The organism is Microbacterium sp. NPDC056234, assembly GCF_042267585.1.
Classification (GTDB): Bacteria; Actinomycetota; Actinomycetes; order Actinomycetales; family Microbacteriaceae; genus Microbacterium.
Genome location: NZ_JBHJTE010000005.1, coordinates 35,015 through 52,578, shown reverse-complemented (window position 1 = coordinate 52,578; position 17,564 = coordinate 35,015). Strand labels below are relative to the sequence as shown.

Sequence of the window (17,564 nt, the reverse complement as noted above, 5' to 3'; positions counted from 1 at the left end):
CCACGCCCGGAGAGGGGGAGTCGATGACCATCGGTCGTGCCCCACTGGATCGCGCAGCACACCTGCGTGATGTCCCCGGCATCCTGGAAGCCCTGCGATCCTCGGACGAGGTCGAGGTGATCGTCGTCCGCGAGGGACGCGCACGCGTCGAGGACGGTGCGCTTGTCACGACCGCACCCTCGGACGTCGGTGAGGCGCAGTGGGCGCTGCTCGGACGTCGCGCCTCCGGCACTCCTCTGCTGCTGGCCGTGGTCGACCCGCCGTCGCAGTCGATCGACGCGGCTCCGGCAGAGACCTGGCTCGGCCTGCGCGAGACCGGCGGAACGCTGGACGAGCTGAACACCGAGATCCTCGTCGAGGCGACCGCGCTCGCCGGCTGGTTGCGCGACGCGCGCTTCTGCCCATCATGCGGGCGGTCGATGGAGTTGCGTCAGAGCGGATGGTCGCGATGGTGCGCCGACTGCGACCGTGAGCATTTCCCTCGGACCGATCCCGCGGTGATCGTCGCGGTGCAGAGCGAGGACGGCGAGCGGTTGCTGCTGGGGGCGAACGCGCAGTGGAATGGCCGGATGTACTCCTGTTTCGCCGGCTTCGTCGAAGCGGGCGAGTCGCTCGAGACGACCGTGCATCGGGAGATCGAGGAGGAGGCCGGCGTGCGTCTCGCAGATGTCCGGTACATCTCCTCGCAGGCCTGGCCGTATCCGCGATCGCTGATGCTCGGCTTCCGTGCGACGGCCGGCACCGATCGCAACGCGCGGCCGGACGGCGAGGAGATCGTCGATGTCCGCTGGTTCACGAGGGACGAGATCGGCTCGGCCCTGGCCGGCGATGGACCGGTCGGCCTTCCTGGGTCCGCGTCCATCGCACGAGCACTGATCGTGGACTGGTACGAGGAGGAAGTGTGAGCGCGCTCGACGCGCTCGACGAACGGCAGCGGCAGGCGGCGACAGTGCTGCGCGGTCCGGTTGCGGTGCTCGCCGGAGCGGGTACAGGGAAGACCCGCGTCATCACGCACCGCATCGCGCACGGCGTCGACACCGGGGCCTATTCGCCCTCGCGCGTGATGGCTGTGACGTTCACCGCCAAGGCGGCCGGTGAGCTGCGCGGACGTCTACGAGCGCTCGGCACGGTGGGCGTTGCCGCGCGCACCTTCCATGCCGCGGCGCTGGCCCAGCTGAACTTCTTCTGGCCGACGCTGGCAGGCTCGCCGGCCCCGAAGATCGTCGACAACAAAGTGCGCGTGCTCGGCCAGGCTGCCGACGCACTGCGGCTGAGACTCGACCGCGCCACGCTGCGCGACGTCGCCAGCGAGATCGAGTGGCGCAAGGTCTCGATGATCGGCATCGACCAGCACGCCGCCCTCGGACGAAAGGTCGGCGGGGTCACCCCCGAGCAGCTGATCGACCTGCAGCACGGGTATGAGGCGCTCAAGGACGAGCGGCATCAGCTCGACTTCGAGGACGTCCTCCTCGCGTGCGCGGGGATGCTCGAAGCGGAGAGCCGCGTCGCGGCGTCGGTCCACGAGCAGTACCGTCACTTCACGGTCGACGAGTATCAGGACGTCTCGCCACTGCAGAACCGTCTGCTCGAACTCTGGCTGGGGGACCGGCGCGACCTGTGCATCGTGGGCGACGCCAGCCAGACCATCTACTCCTTCGCCGGTGCCGACCAGCGCTACCTGCTCGACTTCGAGCGGCGCTTTCCCGATGCGACCGTCGTCCGGCTCGAGACGAACTACCGCTCGCAGGCACCGATCCTCGCCGCAGCCAACGCACTCATGCGCGGTCGGCCCGGTGCCCTCGAACTCGTGCCTGCCCGCGAGGCGCTGACCGCGGAGTCGCCGACGGTGACCGCGTACGACTCCGAGACGGAAGAGGCCGCTGGAATCGCCGCGCAGATCGCCGCGCGCATCGCGTCGGGGATCCCGGCATCCGACATCGCGGTGCTCTACCGCGCCCACGCGCAGTCGGCGGCCATCCAGCAGGCGCTCGCGACAGAGGGCATTCCCACCACGGTCCTGGGCGGCACCCGCTTCTTCGACATGCCCGAAGTGCGCCAGGCCGTGCTCGCGCTCCGCGGCGCGGCGGTCGCGCCGACCGAACGGGATTTCCTCTCCAACGTCCAGAAGGTGCTGCGTGAGCTCGGTCTCACCGACGAACCGCCGGAGGCCGGCGGCGCCCAGCGCGATGGCTGGGAGGCGAGGCGCGCACTCCTGCGTCTCGCGGAGGAGGCGCAGCCGGGAACGACGCTTCGGACGTTCAGCGACGCACTGATGGCGAGGGCGAAGGACCAGCACGAGCCGATGCTGCACACGGTGACCCTGTCGACGCTGCACGCAGCCAAGGGCCTGGAATGGCCGCATGTGCACGTCGCGGGTTGGGCAGAGGGCGCGCTGCCGATCTCGTACGCAACGGATTTCGAAGCCATCGACGAGGAGCGACGGCTCGCTTACGTCGGCGTGACGCGTGCGGGGCGATCGCTCACGCTGTCCTGGTCACGGGCAGCGGGGCGCGGACAGCGCTCGGCCTCGCGCTTCCTCGCGGAGATAGGAACGACGGCTCTCGGCACCGGCATTCTGCGTGAAACCTCACCGAACTCCGCTGCTGGCTCCCGTCGGCGCTGAGCCGGACGACGGTGGACGCCGCGGTGGGCGCCCTGCTCCGTTCGGCGCGCAGCAGACGCTCCACGAGTGCGGCGGCTGCAGCGACCAGAGCGTGCGGAATGGGGGAATCGACCCGCCCGACCAATTGGCAGTGCAGCAGAGGCCACGCGGGGTCGCGGTCACGATCGTGCGCGTCACGACAGGAGAGGCACGGCGTCTCGCCCGGAACCACCAGCGGCCCGACGCTCACTCCTCCGATATCGAAGGAGACCGGCAGATGCACGATGTCCTCGCGCACGTAGGGGATCATCTGCCCGGCCGCTGCGGCGCCGTGAACGAGCACGATCCCCACCGTGCCCGGGGTGGCACGGGCTGCTTCCGGCACGCCCAGACCAGCGAGAGCATCCAGCATCCAGCTGCCGACGCGCGAATCCGCGACGTTCGCGCTTTCCGCCCACACGGCCGGCGCCGGTGGGGCGTCGGTCTGCAGGATCGGCGCCAGCGCCTCCAGCAGCGCCCTCGCCTGTCGTCGCGGTGCGCCGAGCGAGTGGGCGACGACATCGAACGAGGCCAGCGGCATCCCTTCGCACAGCCGTGACACGAGTCGCTCCACCCACGGGTGCTCGGCGCGGACGCGCACCGCGCCGGCGATCCCGAACTGCAGGGTGTCGCCGTCGCGCCACAGCGGCGCGAACTCGGGGGCGATCCTCGTCAGGAGGGCGGACGAACGCGGCATGGCCCGATTCTGCTCGATGCGCGCACGGTCGTGGGCGCAGGGAGGTGATCGGTGGACAAGTCCCGCCGAAGACGGAGCCGTGCAGAAGGAGTGCTCAGACGGGCGTCTCGCCGTCGCCCTTTTCGCTGTCCTTGCCTTCGTCTGCGCTGCCGGATGCTGCTCCGTCGCCGGACCCGCCGTCGCCGAAGTCCTCGCCGTCCAGCAGACGCGCGAGCGCCTCGTCGAATTCGTCCGCCGGCGGCTCTTCGCCGCGCGCCGTCGCCTGGAGGCGTGCGATCAGGGCTGTGGGGTCGTCGATGTCCGAGGCATCCGGCATCAGGTCGGGGTAGTCCCAGAGCCCATCGCGTGCGGCGACGCCGACGGCGTCGGTGACGGCCCGCCACATCGCCGCCGCCTCGCGCAGCCGTCGCGGGCGCAGCTTGAGTCCGACCAGGGCGCCGAGGGCATCCTCGGCAGGCCCGCCGACCGCACGACGCCGTCTGGCTGCCTCGGCGATGCGCACACCGTCCGGAAGTCGGGACGTGGCCTCGGCCGTGACCACATCGACCCAGCCGTCGATCATCGCGATGATGTTCTCCAATCGCGCGAGCGATTCGCGCTGGGCATCGGTCTGCGCCGGCAGCAGCGCACCGCCCTCGATCGCCGCACGCAGCTCTTCGGGATCGGACGGGTCGAGCCGGCCGGCGACGTCCTCGAGGGCTTCGACGTCGACCTCGACCCCGCGGGCGAAATCGGTGATCTGACTCATCACGTGCAGGTGCAGCCACTTGGCGTGCCGGTACAGGCGGGCATGTGCCAGTTCCCTGGTCGCGAGGTACAGCGCGATCTGATCCTCTGGGATCTCCAGACCATCGCCGAAAGCAGCCAGATTCTGCGGGATGATCGCGGCGGTGCCGGCCGGCAGCACGGGGATGCCGACGTCGCCGCCCGAGACGACCTCGAGTGAGAGGTTGCCGAGCACCTGGCCGAACTGCGCGGCGAACACGGAGCTGCCGAGGCCCCGCATCAGCTTCCCGGCACCCTGCACGACCTGTCGCATGTCGTCGGGCACCTGCGCGTCCAGCGCCGACGTCAGCGCATCCGCGATGCTTGTCGACACGGGCTCGGCGATCTCCTTCCACACGGGGAGCGTCTGCTCGACCCACTCTCCGCGTGTCAGCACGCGGGGAGAATCGGCGAGTTCCGAGATCGTGGTCGCCTCGCCCAGCCACAGGTTCGCCAGCCCGAAGGCCTCGGTGAGCGACATGCGGGAGCCGTCCGTGATGCCTTGACCATCGCGGTTGGCGATGTGCAGCGCCTGGCGCAGCGTGTTCTGCCACGGGTCGCCCCCGAAGGCACCCTGCAACTGCGCCATCAGCTGCGACATCATCGCGGGATCCAACGGGATGCCGTCGGCGCCGCCGAGCGCGTTCTGCAGCGCGTCGAGGTCGAAGTCGGCTCCGCCGTTCGACATCATCCGACGGATGAACTCCTGGAAGTCCTCGGGGTTGGGGTCGTTGTCTGCCATCTCGATCGCCCTCTCAGCGCGCCTGAAGCCTGTGGCCTCTACGCTAGTTGCAGCATCCTGCGCAGGACCCGACTGTTCGCAGATCGCTGTACGCCACTCGCGAACGACGGAGGTAGATCTGTGAGTCAGACCCGGTCTCGACGGCTCGGGCTGGGTGTATGGGCGCTGATCGTCGCCCTCGTCGCCCTGATCGTGCTCACCTTCCTGCCGACGCCGTACGTGATCCAGCGTCCGGGGCCGGTGTACGACACGCTCGGCACCGCGGAGGATGCCGATGGCGTCGACGTCCCGCTCATCGCGATCGAGGGCGCCGAGACGTTCGAGACCGCAGGCACGCTCGATCTCACGACGGTCCAGGTGGTCGGCAACCGGCAGCGCACGCCCAGCTGGTTCGAACTCGCGCTGGCCTGGATGGATTCGTCCAAAGCCGTCGTCCCGATCGAGAGCGTGTTCCCCGAGGGCGTCACGACCGAGCAGCGCGATGAGCGCAACGCCGTGCTCATGGTCGACTCGCAGCACGAGGCGACCGCGGCCGCGTTGAACGAGCTGGGCTACGACACCGGCGCGCAGGTCGAGGTGGTCGAGGTCATCGAGGACAGCGCCGCGGACGGCGTCCTGCAACCGGGTGATGCGATCGTCGCGATCGACGGCGTCGCGGTCACATCGGGCGCCCAGCTGCGCGAGACGATCCAGGATGCCGCCGGTGCGACGATCTCGCTCACCGTCCAGCGGGCGGGGGAGCAGACCGAGGTGGAGCTGACGCCGCAGAAGACGACGACCGACGGGGTCGACACGTGGCTGATCGGCATCACCCTGACGACGGAGTACGACTTCCCGATCGACGTGACCATCCAGCTCGACGACGTGGGCGGCCCCAGCGCCGGGATGATGTTCGCGCTCGGCATCGTCGACATGCTCACCGAGGGCGAGCTCAACGGCGGAGAGAACATCGCCGGCACCGGGACGATCGACGCCGCCGGCACGGTCGGGCCGATCGGCGGCATCCGGCAGAAGCTCTACGGCGCCCGCGACGCCGGCGCGGAGTTCTTCCTGGCTCCGGCATCGAACTGCGACGAGGTCACCGGTCATGTCCCTGCGGGCTTGCAGGTGTTCTCGACCGCGACCCTGGACGAGTCCATCGAGATCCTCGACGCCATCGCAGAGGGCGGGGATCTGGATGCCCTGCCGACCTGCGCGGTCGACACCGCGGCGGCGCCGTGAGTCCCTGTCCGCGCTGAGCGGACAGAGGCGCCCGTGATCAGGCATCATGCCTAGGATGGAACGGTGACCACGACCTCAGCGCCGACACCGGCCACGCCCCGTACATCCCGACGCATCGTCGCCATCACGCTGGCGATCATCGCCGCGCTGGTCGCGGCGTTCTTCGTCTTCGCCTCGCTCTACACGGAGTTCCTCTGGTACGACCAGCTGAGCTTCGCGAACGTGCTCACGACGCAGTGGTTGGCGGCGGCGACGATGTTCGTCGTCGGATTCCTCGGGATGGCCGTTCCGCTGTTCGTCGTCATCCAGCTCGCCTACCGGCTGCGTCCGGTGTACGTGCGGCTGAGCTCGCAGCTGGACCGGTACCAGGAGGTCATCGAACCGCTGCGGCGCCTGGCGATGTGGGGCATGCCGATCTTCTTCGGACTCTTCGCCGGCTTCGCCGCCGCGGGCAACTGGCAGACCGTGATGCTGTGGATCAACGGGGTCGCCACCGACGTCGTCGATCAGGAATTCGGGCTGGACACCGGCTTCTACCTGTTCGCGATGCCGTTCTACACGATCCTGCTCGCGTTCGTGTCGGCGGTGCTCCTGCTGTGTCTGCTCGTCACGGCTCTGGTGTCGTACCTGTACGGGTCGGTGCAGATCGGGCAGCGCGAGCTGCGCATCTCGAAGCCGGCGCGCATTCAGCTGGCCGTGCTGGCGGGCCTGTACCTGCTGGCGCAGGCGGTCAGCCTCTGGCTGGACCGCTACAAGACGCTGATCACGGAGGAAGACCGCATCACCGGTGCCGCATACACGAGCGTGAATGCGACGATCCCCGGACTCGCGATCCTCTCGATCCTCGCCGGGATCGTCGCACTGCTGTTCTTCGTCACCGCCATCATCGGGCGCTGGCGCTTCCCCCTCGCCGCAACAGCTCTGCTCATCGTCGCCTCGCTGGTCGTCGGAGTCGGCTACCCGTGGGTGGTCGACACGTTCCAGGTGCGCCCGAACCAGAACAGCCTGCAGGCGGAGTATTACCAGCGCAACATCGACGGCACGAAGGCCGCGTACGACATCGCCGATCTCGAGACGACTCCCTTCGAAGCGGCCCTCGACGTCGAAGCCGGTCAGCTGCGCGAGGACGCCGAGACCACGGCATCCATCCGCATCGTCGACCCCGGTATCGTCAGCCCGACCGTGCAGCAGCTGCAGCAGTACCGCGGCTACTACCAGTTCACCGACACGCTCGACGTCGACCGGTACGAGATCGATGGAAAGTCGCAGGACACCGTCGCTGCCGTCCGCGAGCTGAACATGAACCAGCTCGGCGACGGCAACAACTGGAACAACCGCACGGCCGTGTTCACGCACGGCTACGGTCTGGTCGCGGCCGCGGGCAACCAGCGCACGCCTGACGGTGAGCCGGTGTTCCTGGAGAGCGGCATCCCGTCGTCCGGCTTCCTCACGAACCGGGACAACTTCGAACCGCGCGTCTACTTCGGCGAGTACTCGCCGGAGTACTCCATCGTCGGAGCGCCGGAGGGCACGGACCCGGTCGAGATCGACTACCCGCGGGGTGAGGACGGCGCCAACGAGACGAAGACGACGTTCTCGGGCGACGGCGGTCCTCGTGTGGGCAGCACGTTCAACAAGCTGCTGTACGCACTGAAGTTCCAGGAGGCGGAGATCCTGTTCTCCGACCTCGTGAACGGGGATTCGCAGATCCTGTACGACCGCGACCCGAAGCTGCGCGTGCAGAAGGTGGCGCCGTATCTGACGGTCGACAGCGACCCGTACCCGAGTGTCGTGGACGGTCGCATCGTGTGGATCGTCGACGGATACACCACGAGCGCGAGCTACCCGTACTCGACGGGCGTGAGCCTGGCCGAGGCGATCGCCGATTCGAACAACCCGGCGCCCAGCCTGACGTTCGACGACATCAACTACATCCGCAACTCGGTCAAGGCCACCGTCGACGCCTACGACGGCTCGGTCACGCTGTACGCGTGGGACGACGAGGACCCTGTTCTGCAGGCTTGGCAGAACGTCTACCCCTCGACGGTCGAGCCGATCAGCGAGATGTCCGGCGAACTCATGAGCCACGTCCGCTACCCGACCGACCTGTTCAAGGTCCAGCGCAACATCCTCGGCGTCTACCACGTCGACGACGCGCGCTCGTTCGCCCAGCAGGACAACCGCTGGCAGACCCCGAACGACCCGCGCAATTCGCAGCAGCTGCAGCCGCCGTACTACCTGACCATGAAGATGCCTGGCCAGGACGAGGCAGCGTTCTCGATGTTCTCGACGTTCATCCCGTCCTCGCAGGGCACGGCGGAACGCAACGTTCTGATGGGCTATCTGGCGGTCGACTCGGATGCCGGGGACACCCCAGGGGAGAAGAGCGACGGATACGGCAAGCTCCGGATGCTGGAGATCGACACCGACACCACGGTGCCCGGCCCAGGACAGGTGCAGAACACGTTCAACTCGGATGCCGATGTGGTGCGCGAGCTCAACCTGCTGCAGCAGGGTGAATCCGAGGTCAAGTACGGCAACCTGCTGACCCTCCCGGTCGGCGGCGGCTTCCTGTACGTCCAGCCGGTCTACGTCCAATCCTCCAGCGGAACGCAGCTGCCGCTGCTGCGCAAGGTGCTGGTCTCCTTCGGCGACGAGGTCGCGTTCGAGGACACGCTCACGGACGCGCTCGACTCCCTGTTCGGCGGTGACGCCGGCGCGGACGGCGGCGATGAGGAGGTCGATCCGGTCGACCCCGATACCGGCGAGCCCACCGAGCCGGCTGAGCCGACCGAACCCACCGACCCGGATGCGGGCGAGACCCCCGGCACGGACGGGGATGCTCGGGCCGCGGCCCTCGCCGCGGCGCAGCAGGCGATGCTCGATCGGGATGCCGCGCTGAAGGCCGGCGACCTGACGGCGTTCGCCGAGGCCGATGACCGCCTCACCGAGGCCGTCAGCACGCTGCTCGAACTCGAGGCGCAGGAGACCGGCGGCGAGTAGCCCAGGGTGATCGTGAGAAGAGGGCGTCCCTTCGGGGATGCCCTCTTCTGCGAATACGGCCTCTCCTACGGCCGGATGACGTCGTAGGACAGCGCGAGGGTGCCCATCGACGTCGTCTCGGAGCTCACGAGAGTCAGATTCTGCGGAGCAGGAAGATCGCCGAACAGCCGCTTGCCGGAGCCGAGCACCAGCGGATGGACGAACAGACGCAGCGCGTCGATCAACTCGGCCCGCATGAGCGAGCGCACCAGAACACCGCTCCCGAGGATCGCGATGTTCCCGGTTCCCTCGTTCTTGAGGTCACGCACGCTCGCGCCGAGCTCGCCGGTCAATGCCCGAGTGTTGCGCCAGCCGAAATCCACCACTGTGGAGGTGACGACGTGCTTCTCGGTCGTGTTCAGGTGCGCGGCCATCGGGTTGTCGTCCGGCACGTACGGCCAGAACGCGGACATCTTCTCGTAGGTCTTCCGCCCGAACAGGTATGCACTCGTGCCCGACAGGCCGTCAGCTCCGCTGGATGCGTGGATCGCCTCCGCATACGGGGCACCCCAGCCGCCGTGCTCGAAGCCGCCCTCGCGGTCCTCGTCCGGTGATCCGAGACCCTGCATCACGCCATCGAGCGACAGGAATTCGATCGCGACCAGTCTTCGCATTGCTCATTCTCCTTCTCTGTTCGGGTCCTGCTCTTCTCATCGTCCGGGAGAAGAGGCATCCTGGCTTGAAGAAAACTGACCGGGGTGATGGATGCACGCTGAATCCGGGGTGGCGGGACCGGTGCTCATCAGGCACCGTGCGCCCCCGCTCCTCGACGGCATCGTCGCGGGGATCGTGGGCTTTCAGGAGCGCGCCACAGAGGTGGTCACCCGCCGGCAGCACGCCGGGAGTCTGATTCCGGTGATCCTCTCGTCAGGGCCCCGCCTGGACGTCACCGCGCTCGCCGATGGAGCTGGCGTCGGAACCCACAGCTCATTCATCGCAGGATTCATGCCCGGTCATGCGACGACCGCGTTCGACGGCGAACAGCGATGCATCCAGATCTACCTCACGCCCCTAGGGGTGCAGCGCCTGCTCGCCCTGCCTGGCCGAGAGGTCGCGCGCCGCATCGTCGACATCGAGGACGTCGCGCCGTTCTTCGGCGAGGGGTTCCACGACGAGCTGTGGTCATCCGAGACGTGGGAACAGCGATTCGCGCTGATCGATCGGACGCTCATCGCCCGGCTCGATCAGGGAGTCGATTCCGAGGCGTTCGTCGTGTGGATGTGGGAGCAGATCAGACGCACCGGCGGACGCGCTCGCATCGCCGACCTCGTCGAACGAACCGGATGGAGTCAGCGGTACGTCACGTCGCTCTTCACCGAGCAGGTCGGGCTCGGCCCCAAACTCGCCGCTCGCATCGTGCGTTTCGAACACGCGTCGTCGGCGTTGAGGCGCTCCCCGGTCGCGTCGGTGGCGGCCGACTTCGGCTATGCCGATCAGAGCCACCTCGCACGTGAGGTGCGGTGGTTCTCGGGCCGGACCATCACGGAATTGAAGCGGACCGCACCGGTGACCGCACAGGCCGCCATCGGCATCCGCGTCGACGGGACCGAGTCGGCCGCGCGTGCTCGGCGACCGAACGACGAAGTCCCGACCCTTGCGGGCCGGGACTTCGTCTCTGGTTGCGGGGACAGGATTTGAACCTGCGACCTCCGGGTTATGAGCCCGGCGAGCTACCGAACTGCTCCACCCCGCGTCACGATCACCAGCCTACCAACGGACTTCTCCGGCGACGAAAGGGATGAGGAGGCGGGCGTGTCGGCCCGGCTCGGTGGCCAACGGGCCAGCGCGGTGGCGAAGCAAAAGGCTCCTGATCTGGTTTTCACCTGATCAGGAGCCTTTTATGTGTCGCTATCCGTTGCGGGGACAGGATTTGAACCTGCGACCTCCGGGTTATGAGCCCGGCGAGCTACCGAACTGCTCCACCCCGCGGCACAAGAATTTACTCTAGCACGGATCCGTGTGTTCGTCACATCACCACGGGGATGAGCCAGGATGGGGGCATGTCTCATGTCCTCGTCGCCGTGTGCCAGTTCGCCCCGACCGCAGACCGAGCGGACAATCGCGCGCGGATATCGCAGCTGACGGCGGATGCGGCCGCCCGAGGCGCTGAGGTCGTGGTGTTCCCCGAGTACGCGGGCTACTTCGTCGATCCGCTGGATGCCACACTCACGGACAACGCCGAGACTCTCGACGGCGAGTTCGTGCAGGCGCTGCGGCTCACGGCATCCGAACACGGTGCGACGATCGTCGCGGGACTGGTGGAGGCCGCAGGGGAGCGGGTCAGCAACACGCTCGTCGCAGTGGACGGTGCAGGCCTGCGCGCCGTCTATCGCAAGCAGCACCTATACGACGCGTTCGGCCAGACCGAGTCTGACTGGATCGCGCCGGGTGCACTGACCGCGGCGGAGACCTTCGAGATCGGCGGCCTGCGCTTCGGAATGATGACCTGCTACGACCTCCGATTCCCTGAGGTCGCGCGGACGCTCGTGGATGCCGGGGCCGATGTCCTGGTGGTCCCCGCGGAGTGGGTGCGCGGCCCGCTCAAAGAGCACCATTGGACGACCTTGCTCGCCGCGCGCGCGATCGAGAACGCATCCTTCGTCGTCGCTGCGGATCACCCTGCTCCGATCGGCGTCGGACGCTCGCAGATCATCGATCCGCAGGGCGTCGCGCTCGCGGGGCTCGCCAGCGGCGAAGGGATCGCCCTCGCCGGACTCGCACGGGCCGAGCTGGAGCGCGTTCGAGAAGTGAACCCCGTTCTTCGGCTGCGTCGCTACGCCGTGGGCCCGCGCTGAGAGACTCCTCACGTCCGGCGTCACCGGATCCGGGGCTCAGAACGCCGCGTCGAGGCGCCGCAGCGCCTCCTCGAGCACATCGACACGCTTGCATGCGGCGAAGCGCACGAGACCCGCGTACTCGCCGGCGTTCTCGGGGGACACGAACGCGCTCAGGGGGATCGCGACGACGCCTGCGCGTTCTGGCAGCGCGCGGCAGAACGCCGCACTGTCGTGACCGCCGAGCGCTGACGCGTCTGCGACCGTGAAGTATCCGCCGCGAGGCGCGATCACATCGAACCCGGCCGCCTCGAGCCCGCGCGCGAGCAGGGCCTGCTTGTTCTGCATCACCCGAGCGGCGTCGGCGAAGAACGCATCCGGTAGACGCAGCCCCACCGCGACGGCGGGCTGGAACGGCGCGCCGTTCACATACGTCAGGAACTGCTTCACGGTCAGCACCGCCGTGATGAGGTCAGCGGGTCCGTGCACCCACCCGATCTTCCAACCCGTCACCGAGAACGTCTTGCCGGCCGACGAGATCGTGAGGGTCCGGTCCGCGGCGCCGGGGAGAGTGGCGATCGGGCGGTGCACGTCGTCGAAGACGAGGTGCTCGTACACCTCGTCCGTGACGATCACCGCGTCGTGCGCGTGCGCGAGCCGTACGATCTCGGCTTGCACATCGGCGCCGAACACCGCACCGGTCGGGTTGTGCGGGTCGTTCACCAGGATGATGCGGGTCCGGTCTGTGACGGCATCCGCCAGCGCATCCAGATCGGGCTGGAAGTCCGGCAGGCGCAGGGGGACCGTCCGCAGTCGTGCGCCGGCCAGCGCGACGGCCGCCGCGTACGAGTCGTAATAGGGCTCGAAGACCACGACCTCGTCGTCCGGCGATCCGACCAGCGCGAGCAGCGTCGCGGTGAGCGCCTCGGTGGCGCCGGCGGTCACGATGACCTCGCGTTGCGGATCGACCTCCAGACCGTAGAACCGGTGCTGATGCTCGCTGATCGCGGTCAGCAGATCCGGGATGCCGCGACCGGGCGGGTATTGATTGACGCCGTCGGCGATGGCCGCGCGCGCCGCCTCGAGCACCTCAGCCGGCCCGTCTTCGTCGGGGAAGCCCTGTCCGAGGTTGATCGCGCCGGTTCGAGCCGCAGCCGCGGACATCTCTGCGAAGATGGTCGGGGCGACTTCTCCGGAGGGCGAAAGGAGCCCGGCTCCGGCGGCGGTGCGGCGCCACGCGCCGGGGATGTCTCTCATGGAGAACAGGCTAAGGCCATAAGCGACACTCATCTCAGGCATAAGGAACACACAGACTCGGCGGGCAGTCTGAAGGCACCTTGTTGAAGGAGCAGAGACCATGAACGAAGAGAACGCACCCACCGCCGGGTCCACGCCGGAGGCCGCGAACAGCGCAGCCGCGAGCAACCAGGCGGCGACGCGCCCCGCGGTACCCAGCGGGCACGAGGTTCCGCAGACCTTCGCGTCGCAGGCCTCGACGACGCAGCGGCCGGCGCCGCACGCCGTGACTGCGCAGACAGGCGGCTTCGTTCCGCCGGTCGCCCCGCAGGGCGCCGCCTTCGGCGCCGGCGCGACCCAGGCCGGTGTCTCCCCGCACGGCACGACCTCCGGCTCCTACCCGGCTGCCGACCAGCCGACGACCCCCATCGGAGAGACCGCTCCGGTGACGCCGATCGCCACGAAGGACCGCAAGCCCTTCGGTGCCGGCAAGGTCGCGGCCGTCATCGTCGCCGCTGCTCTCGTCGGCGGGGCTGCGGGGCTCGGCACGAGCTACCTCGGCTCGACCATGTGGCAGCAGCCGGTCAGCAGTTCCGCCCAGGGCCCCGGAACCGTCACCGTGAACAATCCCGACGACGTCAACGAGGCGACCGCGGTCGCCAGCAAGGTGCTGCCATCGGTCGTCACGATCGCCGTCCAGGGCACCAGCGAGGCGGGCAGCGGCTCCGGCGTGATCCTCAGCGAGGACGGCTATGTGCTGACGAACGCACACGTCGCGACCCTCGGCGGAGCGGCCGCCGACCCGACGATCCGCGTCACCACCTCCGATGGCCGCATCTACGCCGCGACGATCGTCGGCACGGACCCGATCTACGACCTCGCGGTGCTCAAGCTCACCGACGCCGAGGGACTCACGCCGATCGAGTTCGCCGACTCGTCCGAGGTGAACGTGGGTGCGACCGCCGTGGCGGTCGGAGCGCCCCTCGGTCTCGCGAACTCGGTCACGACCGGCATCATCTCGTCGCTGAACCGCAGTATCGAGATCGCCTCCTCGGCTCTGCCGGACAGCGCGGAGCAGGACAGCCCGAACGGCGAGGGCGACGGCGAAGAGGGCGGTCCGTTCCAGTTCGACATCCCGGGCCTCGAGCAGCAGCAGCCGAGCTCCAACGGGACGATCTCGATCGCGGTCCTCCAGACGGATGCGGCCATCAACCCCGGCAACTCCGGCGGCGCTCTCGTGGATGGCGAAGGCAAGCTCATCGGCATCAACGTGGCGATCGCCACGGCATCCAGCTCCGAGGAGTCCGGTTCGATCGGTGTCGGCTTCGCGATCCCGTCGAATGTCGCCGAGCGCATCGCCGACGAGCTCATCGAGGATGGCCAGGCCACGCACGGTCTGCTCGGCGCATCGGTCAGCGACGCGGCGAACTCGGCGGACGCCGACATCTCCGGGGCCTACATCGCCGGCGTCACCGACGGCGGTGCCGCCAAGAAGGCCGGGCTCAAGGAGGGCGACGTCGTCACCGAATTCAACGGCGCGCCGATCTCCGGTGCCAGCGACCTCACCGCCCAGGTGCGCGCGGCGGCCGCGGGCAGCACCGCGAACGTGACATACGTCCGCGACGGCAAGACCTACGAGATCGAGGTCGAGCTCGGCAAGCTCTCGCTCTGACACCCAGGGCGGAACCTCCACCCGTCGCACACGAAGGACGCCACCCCGCGCGATAGGCTCGCGGGGTGGCGTCCTTCTCTTTCGGCACCGGCAATGCGGCGAAGCTCCTGCGTATTCCGTTGTATGCCGCGGGGCGCATCGCGGCCTGCCTGATCCCGCGGGGATCGCGCTGGGTCTTCGGATGCGGAGCCGGCATCGGCGACGGCGCGCTCGCGCTGTGGCGCGTGGCGACGGATGCCGGTCACGACGCCGTCTGGCTCACATCGTCCGCACGCGAGCAGGACGAGGCGGCCGCCCTCGGCATCCGGACGATCCGCAAGCAGAGCCTGGCCGGTTGGTGGACGACCGCTCGCGCGGGAGTCCTCGTCGTCACGCACGGCTTCGGCGATGTCAATCGATACGGCGGCGCGGGAGCATTCACCGTTCAGCTGTGGCACGGCATCCCGCTGAAGCGGATCGGACTGGACTCCCCGGCCACGACGCAGGTGCCGAGGGTTCCGGGCGCTGCGGCGCTGCGCTCGCTCATCGGACGCCTGTACCGTTCGTCGGCGCAGCGCATCGACGTGCTGCCCGCCGCATCGGACCGTGCCAGGGGCCGCCTCGAATCGGCGTTCGGTCTCGGCGACGACCGTGTCGTCGTGACGGGGGAGCCCCGAGTCGACGTGCTCTCGAAGGGCACGGCCGCCGAGCGGCGCGCCGCGGCATCCATCCTCCTGGCATCCGCGGGCATCGACGTCCCCGACGGCGCCCGCACCATTCTGTACGCACCGACCTGGCGTGACGGCGCGCCGGATCCGGCCGTGCCGTCCGCTGCCGAGTGGGTGCGGATCATCACGCTGCTCGAACGCAGGAACGCGGTGCTGCTGGTGCGCTCGCATCCGCTCGGCGAAGGCGGCTATACGCCGCCGCTGCCCACGGAGCGCGTGCGGATGCTGGGGTCCGCCGTACTGGCCGATGTCACCGGCGCGCTGCCGGCGATCGACGTGCTCATCACCGACTACTCGTCTCTCGCGTACGACGTCGGACTGCTGGCGATGCCGGTCGTGCATCTGACGCCTGACACGGCCGAGTATGCGCGCAGCCGCGGGTTCTACGGCCGTCTGGATGAGGTGACGCACGGCGATGAGGCATCGTGCTGGGACGACTCGTTGGCTCAACTGGACGAGCTCCTGACGGACGCCGACGTCTTCGCCGCACGTGCGGCGCGATCCGCCGCGCTCAGCGAGCGGATGCACGCTTATCGCGACGGACACAACACCGACCGGGTCTACCGGGTCATGCGCGCCAGGGGCGCAGCAGCACCCGCGCGAGCCGCGAACGAGGGAGAGCATCCATGACCACCGCCGAGATCGATGAGCAGCGTGAAGCGCTCGTCGTCGCTGGCGCCGGCGCGCGTCCCGTCTCCGCCCTGCTGGAGGGTGCCCGCGCTCGTGTCGTCGGCGAGGTGACGGGCGACGCCGGTGCATGGCGGGTGATCTTCCCCTTGCACGTCGCGCGTTTCGGAGGCGATGAGCTGCCGCTGCCGTCGGGGGAGTACGAGCTGCACATCTCCGGCGTTGATCTCGACGATGCGTCGCTCCGCCGGCGGGTTCTCGCCGGTCTCGGCATCCAGGTGCGCGGTGCGTCGGTCACGATCGACCCGCCGCTGGACGCCGTGCATCTGTCACCCGAGGGCCAGCGCACTCTCGAGGAGCGCTACGTGGCGCAGCCGGGCGGCACCGAGAACGCGGTGTTCTTCGAAAGCTTCTACGGCCAGAGCGCCGGCTGCAACCCGCGTGCGATCGATCGGGAGCTCGCCGAACGCGCACCGGAGGTCGCGCGCTACTGGAGCGTGGTCGACCTGTCCGTTGCCGTCCCCGATGGCGCGATCGCCGTCGTGGAGGGCAGCCCGGAGTGGTGGCGGGCACGAGCGTCCGCGCGCCTGCTCGTCGTCAACGACTGGCTGCGCCGGCGGTTCGTCCGCAAGCGCGGACAGCGCGTGCTCCAGACCTGGCACGGCACGCCGCTCAAGCGTCTCGCTCTGCACCGGCCGGGCTTCGATCCGCGCCGAATGGCCGCCGTCGTCAAGGAGTCCCGCCGCTGGGACGTCCTCCTCGCGCAGAACCGGTACTCGGAGCGCATTCTCGCCAAGGCATATGCGTTCTTCGGCAAACCGATCTGGGTCGACGGATACCCGCGCAACGATGTGCTCGTGAACGGCGATGCGGTCGCCCTGCGCGCTGCCCTCGGCATCCGGCCCGATGAGAGGGTGCTGCTGTATGCGCCGACCTGGCGCGACGACCGCACCGAGATCGTGGATTTCGTCGATCCGGAGCAGTTGGCGCACGACGCGGATGCCGTGGTGCTGGTGCGCGGGCACTCCCGGACCCTGAAGCCCGGTCGTGACCAGGACGGCGCCCGGGTGATCGACGTCACCGGCTACCCGCAGACCGCCGAACTGCTCCTGATCGCCGACGAGCTGATCACCGACTACTCGTCGGTGATGTTCGATTTCAGCGTCACGGGCAAGCCGATGCACTTCCTCGTGCCTGATCTGGAGCACTACCGCGGGCGCCTGCGCGGGTTCTACTTCGACCTCGCCGAGCGCGCCCCCGGACCGCTGCTGCGCACGCAGGACGAACTCGTGGCGGCGCTGGCCGATCCGACGCTCGCCGAGAAGCACGCGGAGCGCTACGACGCGTGGCGCCGGCAGTTCAACACGCGCGACGACGGGCATGCCGCGCAGCGCGTGGTATCGCGCATCCTGGATCTGGGATTCGTCGGAGCCTGAGGAC

General features: G+C 68.8%; 12 protein-coding genes and 2 tRNA genes. 9 read left to right on the top strand and 5 right to left on the bottom strand.

All coding sequences use genetic code 11. The features are described 5' to 3' along the window. The first annotated feature begins 23 nt into the window (after positions 1 to 23). Both nudC and ACFCYE_RS13990 read left to right on the top strand, forming a co-directional pair. Positions 24 to 905, top strand: a complete 882-nt coding sequence (gene nudC, locus ACFCYE_RS13995; protein ID WP_376179641.1) for an NAD(+) diphosphatase — start codon at positions 24 to 26, stop codon at positions 903 to 905. Next, on the top strand, positions 902 to 2,623 hold the full coding sequence (locus tag ACFCYE_RS13990) for an ATP-dependent helicase (RefSeq protein ID WP_376179640.1): 1,722 nt from the start codon (positions 902 to 904) through the stop codon (positions 2,621 to 2,623). The genes nudC and ACFCYE_RS13990 overlap by 4 nt, the downstream gene beginning before the upstream one ends. Before the next feature lie 809 nt (positions 2,624 to 3,432). Here ACFCYE_RS13990 and ACFCYE_RS13985 read toward each other — a convergent pair. Continuing rightward, entirely contained in the window at positions 3,433 to 4,845 is a 1,413-nt protein-coding gene (locus ACFCYE_RS13985; protein WP_376179639.1) for a zinc-dependent metalloprotease, read from the bottom strand. A 120-nt stretch (positions 4,846 to 4,965) separates the two neighbouring features. Here ACFCYE_RS13985 and ACFCYE_RS13980 point away from each other — a divergent pair, with 120 nt between their 5' ends. Together ACFCYE_RS13980 and ACFCYE_RS13975 are read left to right on the top strand one after the other, a co-directional pair. Further along, positions 4,966 to 6,066 carry a PDZ domain-containing protein gene (locus ACFCYE_RS13980; protein ID WP_376179638.1) on the top strand — a complete coding sequence of 367 codons (1,101 nt, stop codon included), beginning with the start codon at positions 4,966 to 4,968 and terminating at the stop codon, positions 6,064 to 6,066. A 63-nt stretch (positions 6,067 to 6,129) separates the two neighbouring features. Next, on the top strand, positions 6,130 to 9,069 hold the full coding sequence (locus ACFCYE_RS13975; protein ID WP_376179637.1) for a UPF0182 family protein: 2,940 nt from the start codon (positions 6,130 to 6,132) through the stop codon (positions 9,067 to 9,069). A 65-nt stretch (positions 9,070 to 9,134) separates the two neighbouring features. Here the strand turns inward: ACFCYE_RS13975 and ACFCYE_RS13970 are convergent, their stop codons facing one another. Beyond that, positions 9,135 to 9,722 carry a dihydrofolate reductase family protein gene (locus ACFCYE_RS13970; RefSeq protein ID WP_376179636.1) on the bottom strand — a complete coding sequence of 196 codons (588 nt, stop codon included), beginning with the start codon at positions 9,720 to 9,722 and terminating at the stop codon, positions 9,135 to 9,137. Between the two features lie 91 nt (positions 9,723 to 9,813). Between ACFCYE_RS13970 and ACFCYE_RS13965 the strand changes: the two genes are divergently transcribed. After that, entirely contained in the window at positions 9,814 to 10,746 is a 933-nt protein-coding gene (locus ACFCYE_RS13965; protein ID WP_376179635.1) for a helix-turn-helix domain-containing protein, read from the top strand. On the opposite strand, the gene ACFCYE_RS13960 is transcribed toward ACFCYE_RS13965, so the two are convergent. Further along, positions 10,725 to 10,801 (bottom strand) — tRNA-Met (locus ACFCYE_RS13960). The two genes, ACFCYE_RS13965 and ACFCYE_RS13960, sit on opposite strands and share 22 nt — an antisense overlap. A 162-nt stretch (positions 10,802 to 10,963) precedes the next feature. Then, a tRNA-Met gene (locus ACFCYE_RS13955) sits at positions 10,964 to 11,037 on the bottom strand. Between the two features lie 71 nt (positions 11,038 to 11,108). Here ACFCYE_RS13955 and ACFCYE_RS13950 point away from each other — a divergent pair. Further along, positions 11,109 to 11,903 carry a carbon-nitrogen hydrolase family protein gene (locus tag ACFCYE_RS13950; protein WP_376179634.1) on the top strand — a complete coding sequence of 265 codons (795 nt, stop codon included), beginning with the start codon at positions 11,109 to 11,111 and terminating at the stop codon, positions 11,901 to 11,903. A 36-nt stretch (positions 11,904 to 11,939) separates the two neighbouring features. On the opposite strand, the gene ACFCYE_RS13945 is transcribed toward ACFCYE_RS13950, so the two are convergent. Beyond that, positions 11,940 to 13,139 (bottom strand): aminotransferase class I/II-fold pyridoxal phosphate-dependent enzyme, encoded by a 1,200-nt coding sequence (locus ACFCYE_RS13945; RefSeq protein WP_376179632.1) that lies wholly within the window; start codon positions 13,137 to 13,139, stop codon positions 11,940 to 11,942. A gap of 100 nt (positions 13,140 to 13,239) precedes the next feature. Here ACFCYE_RS13945 and ACFCYE_RS13940 point away from each other — a divergent pair, with 100 nt between their 5' ends. The 3 genes from ACFCYE_RS13940 to ACFCYE_RS13930 all read left to right on the top strand — a co-directional run bounded on the left by ACFCYE_RS13940 (position 13,240) and on the right by ACFCYE_RS13930 (position 17,560). Continuing rightward, entirely contained in the window at positions 13,240 to 14,790 is a 1,551-nt protein-coding gene (locus ACFCYE_RS13940) for a S1C family serine protease (protein WP_376179631.1), read from the top strand. Positions 14,791 to 14,855: 65 nt separating this feature from the next. After that, on the top strand, positions 14,856 to 16,127 hold the full coding sequence (locus ACFCYE_RS13935; RefSeq protein WP_376179629.1) for a CDP-glycerol glycerophosphotransferase family protein: 1,272 nt from the start codon (positions 14,856 to 14,858) through the stop codon (positions 16,125 to 16,127). Continuing rightward, positions 16,124 to 17,560: a CDP-glycerol glycerophosphotransferase family protein gene (locus tag ACFCYE_RS13930; RefSeq protein WP_376179627.1), complete on the top strand. Its 1,437-nt coding sequence runs from the start codon at positions 16,124 to 16,126 to the stop codon at positions 17,558 to 17,560. The genes ACFCYE_RS13935 and ACFCYE_RS13930 overlap by 4 nt, the downstream gene beginning before the upstream one ends. The last annotated feature ends 4 nt before the right edge of the window (positions 17,561 to 17,564 follow it).

What these genes read in the sequence shown, in the direction of transcription:
- ACFCYE_RS13930 (WP_376179627.1), top strand. Translation starts at nt 16,124, where the DNA reads ATGACCACCGCCGAGATCGATGAGCAGCGTGAAGCGCTCGTCGTCGCT.
- ACFCYE_RS13945 (WP_376179632.1), bottom strand. Translation starts at nt 13,139, where the DNA reads ATGAGAGACATCCCCGGCGCGTGGCGCCGCACCGCCGCCGGAGCCGGG.
- ACFCYE_RS13970 (WP_376179636.1), bottom strand. Translation starts at nt 9,722, where the DNA reads ATGCGAAGACTGGTCGCGATCGAATTCCTGTCGCTCGATGGCGTGATG.
- ACFCYE_RS13985 (WP_376179639.1), bottom strand. Translation starts at nt 4,845, where the DNA reads ATGGCAGACAACGACCCCAACCCCGAGGACTTCCAGGAGTTCATCCGT.
- ACFCYE_RS13950 (WP_376179634.1), top strand. Translation starts at nt 11,109, where the DNA reads ATGTCTCATGTCCTCGTCGCCGTGTGCCAGTTCGCCCCGACCGCAGAC.
- nudC (WP_376179641.1), top strand. Translation starts at nt 24, where the DNA reads ATGACCATCGGTCGTGCCCCACTGGATCGCGCAGCACACCTGCGTGAT.
- ACFCYE_RS13940 (WP_376179631.1), top strand. Translation starts at nt 13,240, where the DNA reads ATGAACGAAGAGAACGCACCCACCGCCGGGTCCACGCCGGAGGCCGCG.
- ACFCYE_RS13965 (WP_376179635.1), top strand. Translation starts at nt 9,814, where the DNA reads ATGCACGCTGAATCCGGGGTGGCGGGACCGGTGCTCATCAGGCACCGT.